The organism is Oligoflexia bacterium, from assembly GCA_034439615.1.
In the GTDB taxonomy this organism is placed as follows: domain Bacteria; phylum Bdellovibrionota; class Bdellovibrionia; order JABDDW01; family JABDDW01; genus JAWXAT01.
The window spans coordinates 1-15231 of the sequence record JAWXAT010000026.1; the positions used below are offsets into that span (position 1 = coordinate 1).

Here is a 15231-nt window from a genome sequence, read left to right on the forward strand (position 1 = left end):
AACAACTGAATCTACAACTGAAGAGAAGTAAAAGGAGTTGAATATGGAAATCTCAGCATCCGCCGTAAGAGACTTACGTGAAAAAACTGGCGCCGGAATGATGGACTGTAAAAAGGCCCTCACCGAAACCGCTGGCGACATAGATAAAGCAATTGATTGGCTTCGTAAAAAAGGCCTCAGTGCGGCTGAAAAGAAATCGGGGCGCGCTGCCGCAGAAGGTGTAGTGCTTTCTTATATACACGGCGATGGTAAAATCGGCGTTCTCGTGGAGATCAACTGCGAAACTGACTTTGTTGCACGAACCGAAGACTTTAAAAACTTCGCTAAAGACATTGCCCTGCATGTTGCAGCGGCTGGTCCACAGTTTGTAAATGCTACAGAAGTACCAGGTAATGTCGTTGCAAAAGAAGAAGAGATTTTAAAAGCTCAAGCCGCTGCAAGTGGAAAACCTGCAAACGTAATTGAGAAAATGGTTCAAGGTCGAATTCAAAAATACTTAGCTGAAATTTGTTTGATGGATCAGCCTTTTGTGAAAGATCCTGATAAAACGGTATCTCAATTTCAAAAAGAAACCGTCGCAAAACTTGGTGAGAATATTTTTGTACGCCGCTTTGTTCGCATGGTGATGGGTGAAGGCTTGCAGAAAAAAGAAGAGAATTTTGCTGACGAAGTCGCAAAAGCGGCGAAAGGTTAATTCCCTTGGTATCTTCAGTAAGTAAACCCAAGTACAAACGCGTTTTACTTAAGCTCAGTGGCGAAGCATTGGCGGGCGAAAACGGCTACGGCATCAATGTTGATGTTTTAAAGTCTATCGCCTCGCAAATCAAAACTGTTATTGAGATGAAAGTTGAACTGGGCATCGTTATCGGTGGGGGCAATATCTTTAGAGGTATTGCTGCTGCCGCCAACGGAATGGATCGAGCAAGTTCTGATTACATGGGTATGCTTGCAACTGTAATCAATAGTCTCGCACTCCAAGATATGCTTGAGCGAAATAATGTTTTGACTCGAGTTCAATCAGCAATTGAAATGCATGAACTTGCAGAACCCTATATTCGAAGACGCGCGGTTAGACATCTTGAAAAAACTCGCGTTGTTATTTTCGCAGCTGGAACAGGAAATCCTTTTTTCACTACAGACACTGCAGCTGCTTTAAGGGCAATGGAAATTAATGCTGAAGTAATTCTAAAGGCCACAAAAGTAGATGGAATTTACGATAAAGATCCGCAAAAACATAAAGATGCGGTCATGTTTGAAGAGCTTACCTATATTGAAGTGCTGCAAAAAAATATCAAGGTCATGGATTAAACAGCCATAAGCCTTTGTATGGATAATAATTTGCCCATTATTACTTTCAACTTGAACAAACCCGGCAATATTAAACGTGTTGTTGAGGGCGAAAAAGTTGGAACCATCGTACGAGGAGAACCTTTGTGATTAATACGATCGTAACTGAAATGAAGACCAAAATGGATAAATCCATTGAGAGCTTTAAGGGTGAAATCACCAAGCTTCGCACGGGACGTGCTTCAACAGCCATGCTCGACGGTATTAAAGTAGATTACTACGGAACTCCCACAGTTTTATCACAAGTAGCTTCACTTTCTACACCCGAGGCAAGACTTCTTGTCATTCAACCTTGGGAAGTCAATTTGCTAAAGGTAATTGAAACAGCTATTCAAAAAAGTGATTTAGGAATTAATCCCATGAACGACGGAAAAGTCATTCGCTTAAAAATTCCCGATCTCACCGAAGACCGTCGTCGTGACCTTACAAAAGTTATGAAAAAAATTGCAGAAGAATGTCACGTAGCTGTGCGTATGGCTCGTCGTGATGCAAACGATTTGCTTAAAGATTTATTGAAAGACAAAGAAATCACCGAAGACGATCACAAAAAAGCCGGTGAGCAAATTCAAAAAGTCACCGACGATTACAATTCAAAAGTTGACCAACTTTGTGCCGCAAAAGAAAAAGACATCATGACCATCTAATAATCTTTGGAGTTTTATGAAGATTCCCCAACATTTGGCAATCATCATGGACGGAAATGGCCGTTGGGCAAAACATCGCGGGCGCCCTCGACTATTCGGTCATATCCGTGGCAGCGCAAGAGTTAGAGATATTGTCAGAGAATGCGGAAGACTTGGCGTTAAATACCTCACACTTTATGCTTTTAGTGCAGAAAATTGGGGACGCCCCTCAGACGAAGTTAGTATTCTCATGCGCATTCTTCAAAAATATTTAGTACGCGAACGTAAAACACTCATGAAAAATGACGTGCGCCTCTTTGCCATCGGAGATCTTGATAGTCTTCCTTCACACGTTCGAAATGCGCTGTATGAAACTATTGAAATCACAAGCCAAAACAAAGGTCTCAACCTGACATTTGCTTTAAGTTATGGCTCTCGCCAAGAATTAGTTTCGGCTATTCAAAAAATTGCACAAGATGCAAAACTAGGGGTTATTAACCCTCAAGATATTCAAGAACAACATATTAACGAGAGACTCTTCACCGCTCAAATGCCAGATCCTGAATTAATCATACGCACCAGTGGTGAATACCGATTGAGTAATTTTCTTATGTGGCAAGCAGCGTACAGCGAGCTTTACATTACCGATACATTGTGGCCTGATTTTGATGAACAAGAATTAACAAAGGCCTTTGAAGAATTTGGCAAACGCACACGGCGCTTCGGACTCACCGATGACCAAATCAAAGAGCCTCTAAAAAAACAACACCAGGAGGCACAACTCATATGATAAAAATTCGCGCCATAAGTGCCATCATCGCAATCATCGGCGTTGTCGCTATCATCCAATTTGGTGGATACAATGGCATAGCACTCACAGTATTTTCGATGGCACTTTTAGGTCTCTATGAATATGGGAAAATGGCCCTCGTGGGCGATCGCTACCGAGTAACAAGAGTCTATCTCATCACTCTAGGCCTCATGGCATTCACAATCAGCATTTTTAGAAATGATTGGATCCTCCACAGCTTTGTTATTTGCACCATGTTGATCTTTGTACATTTTCTCTATCTAGCGCGTGATACTCACGTTTCATTAGAAGAACTGGTAAACAAAGCGGGACTTTCGCTATTAGGAATTCTCTATGCTGGTGTTTGCCCTGTTTATATTTGCCTTCTCGCACGACTTTCTGATCGCCTTGAATGGTTTATTTTTTCTCTCGTTACTGTTTTTGCAGGTGATACAGCTGCTTATTTTGCAGGCGCAAAATATGGAAAAACAAAATTATTTCCGCGAATTTCCCCACAAAAATCAATTGAAGGTGCAATTGCCTCATTGTTTGCAAGCGTCGTTGTGGGTTTAATTATTCGACAACTCTTACTCAAAGAAACAGATCTCTTTTTAATGTTCGCACTGTGCATTCTTACTTCAATATTTGCTCAACTGGGTGATCTCTGTGAGTCTATGATCAAGAGAAGTTTTCATGCAAAAGACTCAGGGCATATTATGCCTGGTCACGGTGGTTTGCTTGATAGACTTGATGGTTTACTTTTTGGCGCACCCTTTATTTATATTTATGCAAAGTACTTGGTGGTTTCTTGAATATAGTTGTTTTAGGCAGCACCGGCAGTATCGGTGAAAGCACCCTTGAAGTTGTCAGACGCTCTCAAGGAAAAATTAAAATTGTAGGCCTCGCGGCACACACAAATTTTGAAGCACTAGAAAAACAAGCACTGGAATTTAAAGTCCCACACACGGTTCTTACTTCAAAGCCTGATTGTGAACAACAGCTTGAAGATTTAGTTACTAGGCCTGATGTAGATTGTGTAGTGATCGCTATTGTTGGTTTTGCAGCACTCAAACCAACACTTGCTGCAATTCGGGCTAAAAAAAGAATTGCCCTTGCAAATAAAGAAGCGCTTGTCACATGTGGCGAGATTCTAACTGCTGAAGCAAAAAAGTATGGCGCTCAAATTATTCCAGTCGACAGTGAACACAACGCACTATTTCAAGCACTCCAAGGTCATCCTATTGATCAAGTACGAAAACTTTGGATCACCGGTAGTGGCGGACCATTTTTAGGAAAATCTGAATCTGAACTTGCAAAAGTGAGCGTGGATGAAGCGCTTCAGCACCCTAATTGGAAAATGGGACCAAAAATCACAATTGATTCTGCAACGCTGATGAATAAAGGCTTAGAATTTATTGAAGCAAGATGGGTTTTTGATTTATCCCCCAAAAAAATTGATGTGATCATACATCCTCAAAGTATAATTCATGGCATCGTTGAATTTATTGATGGCTCGCAGCTTGCGCATATGTCGCAACCCGATATGAAAGGTGCTCTTTCATACGCACTTTATTATCCACAAAGACAAGATAACGCGATGAAGCCCTTAGATTTGATTGCTCTTCAAAAATTAGAATTTAAAGCCGTTGATAACAGGACCTTCCCCTGTCTTCGCTTAGCTCAAGAGGCCTTAGACAAAGGGGGGGTATTACCGACTATTTTAAATGCCGCTAATGAAATTGCGGTGGATTCATTTTTACGCGAGAAAATTCCATTTTTAAGCATTTCTGGGGTCATTTCCAAGACCTTAGCGCAAGGACCACGCACGGCCATCTCCATCGACTCAATATTCGAAATTGACGCATGGGCCAGAAAAAAGGCCCAAGAAAACATAGCTTCCCTCTAGCCCTTAGCTCCAACCTCAAGTAAACTATATAAATGTTGGTGCCGCTTGATGATTGCGCCACCTTATTTATTTCCTCTTAATAAAGGGTAACTAGTGGACACAATTTTAAATTTTTTCAGCCAAGGCACATCCTTCATCCTCCCATTTATTATTTTATTGGGCGTTTTGATATTTGTTCATGAACTCGGTCATTTCAGCGTTGCTAAATTTTTTGGCGTAAGAGTTGAGGTTTTCTCACTTGGATTTGGTCGAAAAATACTTCAGAAAAAAGTAGGCGACACTGTTTATTGCATCAGCATGATTCCATTTGGCGGATACGTAAAAATGTTTGGTGATGATTTTACAGCGCCAATCTCAACTGAAGAACAAAAATATTCATTTAGCCACAAACCAGTTTTGCAACGAATTGCAGTTGTCTTAGCAGGCCCGCTAATGAACGCATTCTTCGCACTTTTCTTGTTTATCATTATTGCGGCTGTTGGCGAGGAAGTATTATCTGCCAGAGTGGGTGATGTGTTTCCTGGAAGTGCTGCTTATCAAGCTGGCTTTCGCACTGATGACACATTAAAACTGGTCAATGGCACACCCATCGATCGTTGGGATACTTTTAAAAAACTCATTGAAGAAAATCATGGAAAACAATCAACTATTGTTGTTAACCGTGACGGTAAAGAATTTCCGCTTCAAGTAACACCTCAACCCATCACTAACAAAAATATTCTCAGCTCCGCAACCCATGTTGGCGATATAGAGGGTCTCACTTATTTAAAGCGCGCCTCTGCTATTGGTGTGAATAACCCCCTCTCCAGTGGTTCACGCTCGGGTCTTCGCACAGGAGATATCGTTCGTAAAATCGATGGAAAAGAAATTTCAATTTGGAGTGAACTAGAAAGCGCACTTATTCAGGCTGAACAAAAAAGTCAACCTACGGTTGCACTTGAGATTGAAAGAGCCGGGAATCCTAAACTTCAGATCACTCTTGAAATAGAAAAAGGCAACCCTCTATCAGGTTTAGAACCAAGTGATCTTTACCTTTCAAGTGTGATTTCAAAATCAGCAGCAGAAGAAGCGGGAATTCAGCTGGGCGATAAACTCATCTCAATTGCCGGTCACAAACTTCAACGCTGGGAAGATGTTGTAAAAATTGTTCAAGGTTATAAAGAAACAGACGGCGCACTAAAAGTTGAGTACTTCCGCTCTGGTAAACTCATGTCTGCTAATGTAACACCGCGCCTACTTAAACAAACCGACAACACCGGCGTTGAACAACAAAACTACGCTTTGGGTGTAGTTACCGGACTAGTGTTTGCCACTCCAGAAACATTTATTGCCAAAGAAGCAAATCCTGGAAATATGTTTGCCCGTGGTTTTAACGACACTGTCCACTGGACAAAACTTACTGTTTTGAGTTTTGTAAAACTAGCTCAAGGAAAAGTTTCTACCAAGAGTATTGGCGGCCCCTTGATGATCGGAAAACTTGCTAGCGACACATGGCGCATAGGCGTTTCACCATTTTTGAAAATCATGGCAATTATTTCAATCAACCTCTTTATATTAAACCTCTTGCCCATTCCCGTACTCGATGGCGGACATCTTTTGTTCTACACCATCGAATTTTTTAAAGGCACACCACTTAGCTTTAGAAAAATCGAGGCTATGCAACAAGTGGGAATGTTTCTACTCTTGGCATTGATGGTGTTCTCAATGTTTAATGACATCGTTCGTTTCTTTGCTTCTTGATGACGATACTCGCGCTCACCACCTCAACAGATCGAGGTAGTTTAGCTGTACTCAAGGACAATAAAATAATCGATCAAATTGAATGGGAAAAAAAGGTTCAACACAGCGAAGTGTTAACTGTGTTTATTCAAAAGTTGCTTCAAAAAACAAAAACAAATCCCAAAGATCTTAAAGCAATTGCCGTTGATAAAGGCCCGGGTAGTTTCACGGGTTGTCGAATGGCCGTCAATGTAGCAAGAACCATGTGTTACACACTCAATATTCCTCTTTTTGCAGCACACTCATTAGACGTAATGGCTTTTGGCGCGCGTAAACATAAAGGCAAAATTGTTTGTGTTCTCAATGCTCATAAATCGCTGTTGTACTTTCAGTGGTATGAATCTGATGGAAAAGAAATCACCAGCACTGGCCCTGCCATTCAAGCCATTTCTATTGAAAAAGTATTAGCGACTATTTCACCTAAGGTTTTCGTTTTGGGAGAAGTTCCTCCTGAAATAAAATCAAAAAAATTAAAAATTACTGTACCTGAGGCTGTAGATTTGGCTTTGATGACGATAGAGAAGAAATACCAAGATCGATTTCAAAGGTGGCAAGAGGTTGAGCCCAGTTATGTACGAGTACCCGATGTCGTTGAAAAATTACAGAAAAAATCTACCTAAGCCTTAGCAACCGCTTGCACAGCCGTATAATAAAAAACACTCTGTTTTGATTTTTTAATGATCATTACTTCTTTTTTCATTTGTTTAAAGAGGTTGGAAGAAATTCTTTTTTTGGATTTCATAGCGGGAATTGCACTTAACATAATTCCCGTCCAATACTCGATAAATTCTTTTCTTTGTTTGACTGTTCGCGCATCAAAATAAAACGGCTTTACATGAATTTGAATATCTTTGTATTTAGCTTCTTGGAGAAGATTGCCAAGTTTTGCGCCGACGTATGGGTCTCCCCCCAATGCCACTTGAACCTCATTAAGAATATTCCAAAATTCGATGATTGCAGGGCTGTGGGGCTCAAGAAAAAATGATGCATTTTGCACTTCAGTACAAAATATCGTACCGCCTGGCTTAAGATGTTTTTTGATTTCTTTCAATGCCTTTAAGGGTGACGGAACATGTTCTAAAAACCACATGATAAATGCACCATCAAAATTTTTCTTATCAAGCGTAAGGTTAAGTGCGTCTTGTAGATGCAGTTCTACTTTGTCTTTTTTAATATAATTCGCCAGATACTTTCTTGCCTGTAGAATTTGCCCAAGTTCTCGATCCACTGCAGATATTTTAATATGTGGAAATTTTTTAAGCAGAATTTTGGTCTGTGCACCAACACCACATCCGATTTCTAACACCGATTTTGATTTTCGAAAATCAATCAAATCATAGAAGTGTGGTTCGAGAAATTTCGCCTGATCGTAGAGTCTAGCTTGTTCAGTTTGTGAGTAACCGTGAAGATATTTTTCTTTTTTCACACTACCTACTTCTGGGTAAATCGAATTAATGGGATGGTTATAACAATTATTGCTAAGAAAACCAGTGGTTTATTTACCCACACACCATACTCACTAAACCTTAGTCTAGGTATTAAGCGAAAAATCCAGAACCCTCTAGTTTAGTTCAGGATTCACCGATAAAAATGTGAGGAGATTCAAATGTCTAAACGCACAGCTCACTCTATTATTAGTGATGCTACATCAAAGCTCATTTTACCCAATCACAATAAAAAAATATGGGCTATTGGTGGCGGCAAAGGCGGCATCGGTAAAAGTTTCATTATTTCAAGCCTCGGTCTCTCTCTCGCACGCGCAGGTAAAAGAGTAACAATTGTTGATCTCGATTTAGGAAGCGCAAACCTCCACACATGCTTGGGATGTGACATTCCAAAAAAATCACTTAGCGATTTTTTCTCCGGCCGCGTTACTCAGCTTTCTGAAATTATAAATGAAACACCTCTACCCGGCCTTTCATTTATAAGTGGTGCAAATGACGCAGTCTCAGCAGCCAATATTGTTGATCAACAACACACACAACTCATGAGACAACTCATAAATCTGCCCGGTGAGTATCTCCTCATCGACCTGGGTGCAGGAACACATAGTTCCACATTGGATTATTTTCTTATGGCAGGAAAACCACTCATTGCCCTGACCCCAGAACCCACTTCCATTGAAAATGCATATCGATTTATAAAAGCCGCATATTTTAAGTGGATTAAGGGTGTAGAGTCAAAAATAGGGCTAACCTCACTTGTAGAACAAGCTATGGATCATAAAAACGCCCTTGGAATTAGGACGCCAAATGATCTAATCAATAAAATTGCCGCACAAAATCCTCAATATGGTGAGGCTTTCAAGGCTGAAGTCGAGAAATTCAAAATTTATCTCATTATGAATCAAGTGAGAACCAAAAATGATGTCGACGTGGGCCATGCAATTAGTAGTGTTTGTAAAAAATATTTTGGTATTGAAGCAGAATATGTTGGATACTTGGATTACGATAACGCCGTCTGGCAATCAGTACGAAAAAGGCGCCCGCTAATCTTAGAAAGCCCTTATAATAGTCTCGTACAGACATTTGCACAAATGGCCAAACACTTGGACAACGATGAAAGATCTCCACGAGCAGTCATATTACGAACTCCTTGAAATTGAACCAAACGCTTCTCAAGAAGATGTTTTAAAAGCTTACAATAAGGCTCGCACTACCTACAGCACAAATAGTCCCGCGCTGTATTCCCTGATGAACAAAGAAGAAGCACAAGAACTTTTACGACTTATTGATGAAGCTTATTCTGTTTTGAGCAATCAGTTTAAGAGAAAACATTATGACAAAACAGGTGCGCCACCAGAGGATGAGTTTTCACAACCCACAATTATAGCGGCACCACAAACCATCGCACAAACTACGCAGGAAGATTTTGCTATTCCAAGTGGCATTGCCCACCAAGCATTTAGCGAAACTACAACTCAACGAACAGCACAACAAGTTGAGCAAATGCAAAATCCTCAACAACAAACTTACTCACACACACACGCACCACAAGATGAAACTGTGGTCACCACTCGATTTGGAAAATACAAAATCAATACTGAGTTTGAAACTTCCCTCAAAACACTTGAAGACTTCACAGGGCCAACCCTTAATAAAATCAGGCTTTATAAAAACATCTCACTTGATCAGGTTTCAGAGGTGACGAAAGTAAGTCGACCCTATTTGACAGCAATCGAGACCAATGATTATGCCTGTCTTCCCGCCACCGTATTTGTGAGAGGTTTTTTAGTACAGCTGGCAAAAGCACTTGGCTTGAACCCAGAAAAAGTTTCTTCGTCGTATTTAAAAACCATAAAAGAATTGTCAAAAAAATGAGCTCTAAACGAGTCACTCAGACGGTCGCTTCCGAATCTGCAGGGATGCGACTCGATGTCTGGCTCGCAAGTGTTGCTGAAATTCAGACCAGAAATCAAGCCACAAGACTTATAGAAAAAAATAAGGTTCGCGTCTCAGGCGTTTTACCACTGAAAGTAAAAGCGAGTTATCGTTTACGAGGTGGTGAGGTTATTGATATCGATATTCCTGAAACTGTTGTGTCGACAATTTTGCCACAAGATATTCCTATTGAAATTTTATACCAAGATTATGATGTCGCTGTTGTAAACAAACCTGCGGGCCTCGTCACACACCCGGCTGCTGGGCACGCTGATGGGACACTTGTTAACAGTCTTCTTTTTCATATTAAAGATCTTAGCGACATTGGCGGTGTTGAACGTCCGGGACTTGTGCATCGCTTAGATAAAGATACAAGCGGTGTATTAGTTGTAGCTAAAGGCAATAAGGCTCATAAACATCTCTCAGATTTATTTAAAGCCCACGACATTCATAGAATGTATTTGGCAATCGTAGCCGGAGTTCCAAAAGAAAAATCAAAAACGATTGAATCAAACTTGGCTCGACATCCGGTGCATCGCAAAGCTTTTTCTTCTCAAGAAAATGGAAAACACGCCATCACCCATTACGAAGTAATTGAAACGTATAAAAATCAAGCCAGTCTTATTCATGTAAAACTTGAAACCGGAAGGACTCATCAAATCAGGGTACATTTAAGTGAAATGGGAAATCCTGTTTTGGGTGATCAAATTTATGGTGTGCGAAGACAAAAAACACTTATTACAAATAATGATCTTAAAAAAATAATGAACACACTTCCACGCCACGCACTACACGCAGCAGAACTTGCATTTGAGCATCCTCGCACAAAACAGTATATGGCCTTTGAGACACCATGGCCCGACGATCTACTGCAACTCATCGAGGGGCTCAAGAAGTTAAAGTGAAAGATTTTATTAATCCATGGCCCGAGCAATCCAAAATTCATGCGTCATTTTATAATAAAAATTTCAGCTTAGAAAAAATCAAAACCGCTCTTCCCGCCGAAGTAGAACTAGTGGCCCTAAAACAGATTCACGGCAATCGCGTACTTAATATCGAAGATAAAAAAGAATACCTTAAAATTAAAAATGAAACTCTTGGCGTGATCGAAGCAGACGCTGCTGTCACTAAACACTCGCGTATTGCACTAACAGTTCATACAGCCGACTGTCTTCCACTCTTAGCATATGATGAGAATGTGATAGGTTCTTGCCATGCAGGATGGCGTGGCCTCAGCAATGACATTATTGAAAACTGGATCGGCGATCTCATTAAACAAGGCGCAAGGCTTGAGCATCTTAAAATTGCTATTGGCCCGAGCATTGGGCCTTGTCATTTTGAGGTCGGTAAAGATGTTTCAAATGTTCTTAGCCAAATCCATGGCCATGAACTTCCAAGTGATATTAAAAAAAGAATGGTCTTAAAACACTCAAATTCTGATAAAAATTTTATTCATCTCTCAGGACTTGCACTTTATCGCCTCAATCAATTGGGTATTTTAGCTAAAAACTGTATTTCTTTTAACGAATGCACCCATTGTAACTCTGAAAAATACTATAGTTATCGCCGCGATAGCGCTGCTAATGGGCGACTTGAAGGCGTAATCTATCGCCTTTAACTTTGTCGCCCCGGTGCTGCCGGATTTGCTGGCTTTGATTTATCAACGGGGGCCGCAACAGGAGCTGTTACAGGGGCTTTAGCAATAGAAGCGTTACAAGATTTTACATCAAGTGATTTTTTGTAATCACCGACTGTTTTTAATCTTTCTTCAGCAATAGTTAGCGCAGCTCCGATTTTAACATATAGATCACCTTGCTTGTTTTTTTCGCTGTCAAATTTCGCGCGCAAAGTTTTTGTGATTTTTTCTAAAGTCTCAGCTCTAGCAATATATTTATTAAATTCGTATGCAAAAGTACCTACTTTTGTCTCAGTAATTGGTTGCGTAAGCAGGGTATCACCAATTTGAGTTATTCGATATTCTCCACCCACTTTTTCACTTGAGAACTTAGTGATAATCGATCTACGAACCCAAGCACTTGCGGAATCCAATTTATAGCTAGCCCAACTTAATTCTTCTAACTCAACTTTAGTTAACTGTGCCTGCAATGCAGCTGAAGACTCTTGTGATTTAATTTTTGACCTTTTTGCTTTAACCACTGAAAGTGCTGTATTAATTGCCCCGAATACTTTTTTTGAATCTTTAGAATAACATTTTGTACTTTCGATTTTTGATATCGTAAATGCATTTATTGCCCCAGTTAATTTGGCTGTATCAGCTAATTTGTCTGCATCAATCTGGGCGTTTGGTGTCGCTAGTTGAGCGGGTGCTTTGATACCAACACCCAAAACCATAAGCCCTACACCGATTAATTTTAACAACTCTTTATTCATTTCCCTGCTCCTTATGTTTTAATAATTAAATTAATGTATTCGGCCCGGATTTTTATAAAAAGTCGTTACATCAACTACTGGTTGTCCATTTTTTGGTGGGTTATTGATTTTATTTTTTTTGAGTCGATCAGCATCAAACTTATTTAAAGTGCTTAATAACATTGAGCCGAATGCAAGGTCTTGGTTCATTCGAAGATATAAATTATTATCTTTTGTGCGTGTCAAAACCATTTCTTCTTGAATCAAAAGCTCACGATCTAAAGCCTTTTTAACTTTCCCGTAGATTTTTTCTGTGTTTTCATCTACAGACCCCTCTTCTAATGACTCTTTATAGGCCTGCGCTATACCCATCAAAGTAACTAGCCGCTCATGCTTTTGGTCAAGCCACTCGTTCTCAAACAATTCAGCAGCTCTTAAAGAGCGTTGAAATCGTATTTTAATTTTTGCTATCTCAGACGCATTAGTCGTTGTAGTGAGATTTAATTGCAATTTTTTTTGAAGTGCCATTTCAATTTCAATTAATGATTTATATTCATCTTTTTTTTCAATTAACGAAATGAGAGCAAAAGATTGTAAGCCCTTACTCTTTCTCAACTGTGAGTATGATTTCTTATTTGGAGATACAACTATATCATCTGTTACCGCGCCAGCTTGTTGTGCCCCATAGGCCAAGGTTGTGATCGCCATCATTAAACCAAGTACCGTAAAAACAGTGATAATCGATGTTCTCAAAATTAACTCCCTAGCAATCTTGTGTATCAATGAAACCGTTATTCATACCCTCTTGATGGCTCAAAGTTGCAATGTACAAACCAATGACAAACCGAAAGCTACAATTGTGAATTGGCTTTATGAATCAGCTATTTAATTAAGATAAATTGGAAATTTGTGAGGGCGGTAAGTTGTATAGAATTTAAACACCTGAAAAAAGCTCTATAAGTAGAGACTGTTTTTATGAAAGCCAGTTTATACGACCCTCAATTTGTCTTGGCGCAGCTGGAGGTGTGTGATCTGGGTATCCCATTACTATTCCACAGAGAAGCTCTAAGCCCTGAACGTTTTCTTTACCAATAAAAGCATCGACTTCTTCTTTGATTTCTAAAGGAGCTCCCATGGAACAAGTCCCCAAACCATTTGCTTGCGCCATTAATAATATGTTTTGAACAGCCATATAAACACTTCCAACACTCGTTAAATAACGTTCATTGGGATCATTTTTTGTATAACAAAAAACCAAGACAGGGGCATCGCCAAGGGTGAAAAAGAAGCGTTCGGTGAACTCATATAATGATGGTTTTAATTTCGCTTTTAAAATGTCTTTAATACCAAGCCAAGATTTTTGGCTATACTTTAAGTACTCATCTCGCTTTTTGCCTGTGACAACAAAGAAGCGCCAGTTCTGAAGATTCTTTCCTGAGGGAGCCCAAAATCCTGCTTCTAAAATTTTATCAATGAGTTCTTTTGGAATGGGGTCTTTTTTGTATTTGCGAATACTTCGACGTTGTTTCATTAAATCTAATAAAAAACCCACCTGTTTATCGTCAATCTTGCTCATATTTAAAACTCAATTCCTTTTCGGGCAGGTAAACCCTTATTAAAATAATGTTTTATAAGCTTCATTTCTGTAACCAAATCAGCTCGCGCTTTAATTGCCTCAGGCAATGTTCTACCTGTTAAAACAAGATCACAAGTACGACCTGATTTTTCAAAAACATCGAGTAGTTCTAATACATCATCCTCTTTAACTAGTGTTGTAAGTATACAAGAGAGAATTTCATCACAAATCACAAGTTGGTATTTTTGATTACTCACAGCTTTTGCAGCTAATTCTAAACCCCGTTTTGCTTCTTCAAAATCAGGCGGGCTATTACTAAATCTAAATTGGCCAGTGGGCATCATGCGAATTTTACCCGTGGGCTGCACATCTATATTCGTCTGTGCTCTTAAAATCTTTCTCTCTGAGTAAAAATCTTCTGCTTCAGAACCCTTATCAAACTGAATAAACGCAACTTGCTGATCTGCACCCGCTGCACGAATCGTGAGCCCTACTGCTGCGGTGGTTTTGCCTTTACCATCACCGGTATAAACATGAATTTGCCCTTGAGCACTCACCAAAAACTCCTGTTGAATATTTATACAATCGCAACACAGGCGCACATATACGACGATGTCGCAAAAAAGGCTGTTAATCTAGAGCCTTAGGTCATCAACACAATCATAACTGTCTAGTATCTGTCAAAAGAGTCATTGCCTGTTCGTATTATGATCAATCCAAAATCAATGCAACTCATTAAAATCACTGCTCTTTTTAAAAATACCATCCAATCCTACTTGGCCCCCACTTTGCTCTAAGTAACGTCATGGAAACAACGATCAATCAAGGAGCACCCTTAATGAGTAAACTCAGTTTCATCAAAGAATGGCCCTGGGGCCGACTTTTATCAGTGATTCTTTTAGCCAGTTTCTTCGTTGTGGTGCTCGATAGCGATCTTCGCAGTCAGGCACGCTCAGTATTTCGGCCCCAATATCGCGTAATTTTAGCTGTGGCCTCAGCTGATCTTATTAATGACGGCAAAAGTCTTCAAATTCTCAAAGTAAAAACAGATGAAGGTTTATTTCTTGAAGTTTATGATCCTCAAAAAATGCTTTCCTCAATAAGACTGCCTGATAAAAAAGACGGCTATTTCACCTTTAACGGTTCAGTCACCAATCTTGCCATCGATGATATCGATAACGACAATAAACTTGAAATCCTCGCCACAAGTTTTGATAGCGATCTCGTTGCACACTTAAACGTTTATCGTTATGTTCCCGGCAACAAAGAGCTTGAACTCGTAAAAATCAACTAATGCCTTTAAAAGGATAATATGAAAAAAGTTTTTGGAATGGACGACCCCAACGTCGCAGCCTACGCCGAAGAAGTGTTTCAACCCGAGGATGCAATTCTTAAAGAAATCCGAGAGAGATCTGATCAGCATAAACTTCCAGCAATTCAAATTGGCTCAATGGATGCTC

Annotated in this window: 17 protein-coding genes and 1 pseudogene; 13 read left to right on the forward strand and 5 right to left on the reverse strand. The window is 39.8% G+C overall.

Translation table 11 applies throughout. The features are described from left to right. The first annotated feature begins 43 nt into the window (after window positions 1-43). From tsf to tsaB, 8 genes and pseudogenes are all read left to right on the forward strand, one after another. Complete coding sequence (gene tsf / locus SGI74_05855; GenBank protein MDZ4677018.1) at window positions 44-694, forward strand: translation elongation factor Ts; 651 nt, start codon at window positions 44-46, stop codon at window positions 692-694. A 5-nt stretch (window positions 695-699) separates the two neighbouring features. Continuing rightward, window positions 700-1437 (forward strand): annotated as a pseudogene (gene pyrH / locus SGI74_05860) (UMP kinase). A 20-nt stretch (window positions 1438-1457) separates the two neighbouring features. Next, a complete protein-coding gene (gene frr, locus SGI74_05865) occupies window positions 1458-1991 on the forward strand; it encodes a ribosome recycling factor (GenBank protein MDZ4677019.1) in 534 nt (177 codons plus the stop codon). 16 nt (window positions 1992-2007) lie between these two features. Then, a complete protein-coding gene (locus SGI74_05870) occupies window positions 2008-2760 on the forward strand; it encodes an isoprenyl transferase (GenBank protein ID MDZ4677020.1) in 753 nt (250 codons plus the stop codon). Further along, window positions 2757-3572, forward strand: a complete 816-nt coding sequence (locus SGI74_05875) for a phosphatidate cytidylyltransferase (GenBank protein ID MDZ4677021.1) — start codon at window positions 2757-2759, stop codon at window positions 3570-3572. Before SGI74_05870 ends, SGI74_05875 begins: the two co-directional genes overlap by 4 nt. Beyond that, window positions 3569-4666 (forward strand): 1-deoxy-D-xylulose-5-phosphate reductoisomerase, encoded by a 1098-nt coding sequence (dxr, locus tag SGI74_05880; protein ID MDZ4677022.1) that lies wholly within the window; start codon window positions 3569-3571, stop codon window positions 4664-4666. The genes SGI74_05875 and dxr overlap by 4 nt, the downstream gene beginning before the upstream one ends. A gap of 93 nt (window positions 4667-4759) precedes the next feature. Then, complete coding sequence (gene rseP, locus SGI74_05885; GenBank protein ID MDZ4677023.1) at window positions 4760-6406, forward strand: RIP metalloprotease RseP; 1647 nt, start codon at window positions 4760-4762, stop codon at window positions 6404-6406. After that, window positions 6406-7065, forward strand: coding sequence for a tRNA (adenosine(37)-N6)-threonylcarbamoyltransferase complex dimerization subunit type 1 TsaB (gene tsaB, locus SGI74_05890; protein MDZ4677024.1), 660 nt, complete (start codon window positions 6406-6408; stop codon window positions 7063-7065). Before rseP ends, tsaB begins: the two co-directional genes overlap by 1 nt. Here tsaB and SGI74_05895 read toward each other — a convergent pair. After that, entirely contained in the window at window positions 7062-7871 is an 810-nt protein-coding gene (locus tag SGI74_05895) for a class I SAM-dependent methyltransferase (GenBank protein ID MDZ4677025.1), read from the reverse strand. The genes tsaB and SGI74_05895 overlap by 4 nt on opposite strands. Before the next feature lie 180 nt (window positions 7872-8051). Between SGI74_05895 and SGI74_05900 the strand changes: the two genes are divergently transcribed. Genes SGI74_05900 through pgeF form a run of 4 tightly spaced genes read left to right on the forward strand, consistent with a single transcriptional unit; the run spans window position 8052 to window position 11443 of the window. Continuing rightward, window positions 8052-9044, forward strand: a complete 993-nt coding sequence (locus SGI74_05900; protein ID MDZ4677026.1) for a P-loop NTPase — start codon at window positions 8052-8054, stop codon at window positions 9042-9044. Beyond that, the gene (locus SGI74_05905) at window positions 9004-9765 is read left to right on the forward strand and encodes a helix-turn-helix domain-containing protein (GenBank protein ID MDZ4677027.1); all 762 of its coding nucleotides are present in this window, start codon (window positions 9004-9006) and stop codon (window positions 9763-9765) included. The genes SGI74_05900 and SGI74_05905 overlap by 41 nt, the downstream gene beginning before the upstream one ends. Next, window positions 9762-10730: an RluA family pseudouridine synthase gene (locus SGI74_05910; GenBank protein ID MDZ4677028.1), complete on the forward strand. Its 969-nt coding sequence runs from the start codon at window positions 9762-9764 to the stop codon at window positions 10728-10730. The genes SGI74_05905 and SGI74_05910 overlap by 4 nt, the downstream gene beginning before the upstream one ends. Next, a complete protein-coding gene (gene pgeF / locus SGI74_05915) occupies window positions 10679-11443 on the forward strand; it encodes a peptidoglycan editing factor PgeF (protein ID MDZ4677029.1) in 765 nt (254 codons plus the stop codon). The genes SGI74_05910 and pgeF overlap by 52 nt, the downstream gene beginning before the upstream one ends. Here pgeF and SGI74_05920 read toward each other — a convergent pair. The 4 genes from SGI74_05920 to SGI74_05935 form a co-directional block, all read right to left on the reverse strand. Continuing rightward, the gene (locus SGI74_05920) at window positions 11440-12216 is read right to left on the reverse strand and encodes a hypothetical protein (protein MDZ4677030.1); all 777 of its coding nucleotides are present in this window, start codon (window positions 12214-12216) and stop codon (window positions 11440-11442) included. The genes pgeF and SGI74_05920 overlap by 4 nt on opposite strands. 30 nt (window positions 12217-12246) lie before the next feature. Next, window positions 12247-12948, reverse strand: coding sequence for a hypothetical protein (locus SGI74_05925; protein MDZ4677031.1), 702 nt, complete (start codon window positions 12946-12948; stop codon window positions 12247-12249). A 220-nt stretch (window positions 12949-13168) separates the two neighbouring features. Then, window positions 13169-13771, reverse strand: coding sequence for a nitroreductase family protein (locus SGI74_05930; GenBank protein ID MDZ4677032.1), 603 nt, complete (start codon window positions 13769-13771; stop codon window positions 13169-13171). A 2-nt stretch (window positions 13772-13773) separates the two neighbouring features. Next, window positions 13774-14328: a cob(I)yrinic acid a,c-diamide adenosyltransferase gene (locus SGI74_05935; protein ID MDZ4677033.1), complete on the reverse strand. Its 555-nt coding sequence runs from the start codon at window positions 14326-14328 to the stop codon at window positions 13774-13776. Between the two features lie 281 nt (window positions 14329-14609). Between SGI74_05935 and SGI74_05940 the strand changes: the two genes are divergently transcribed. After that, window positions 14610-15065 carry a hypothetical protein gene (locus tag SGI74_05940; protein ID MDZ4677034.1) on the forward strand — a complete coding sequence of 152 codons (456 nt, stop codon included), beginning with the start codon at window positions 14610-14612 and terminating at the stop codon, window positions 15063-15065. Window positions 15066-15231 lie beyond the last annotated feature (166 nt).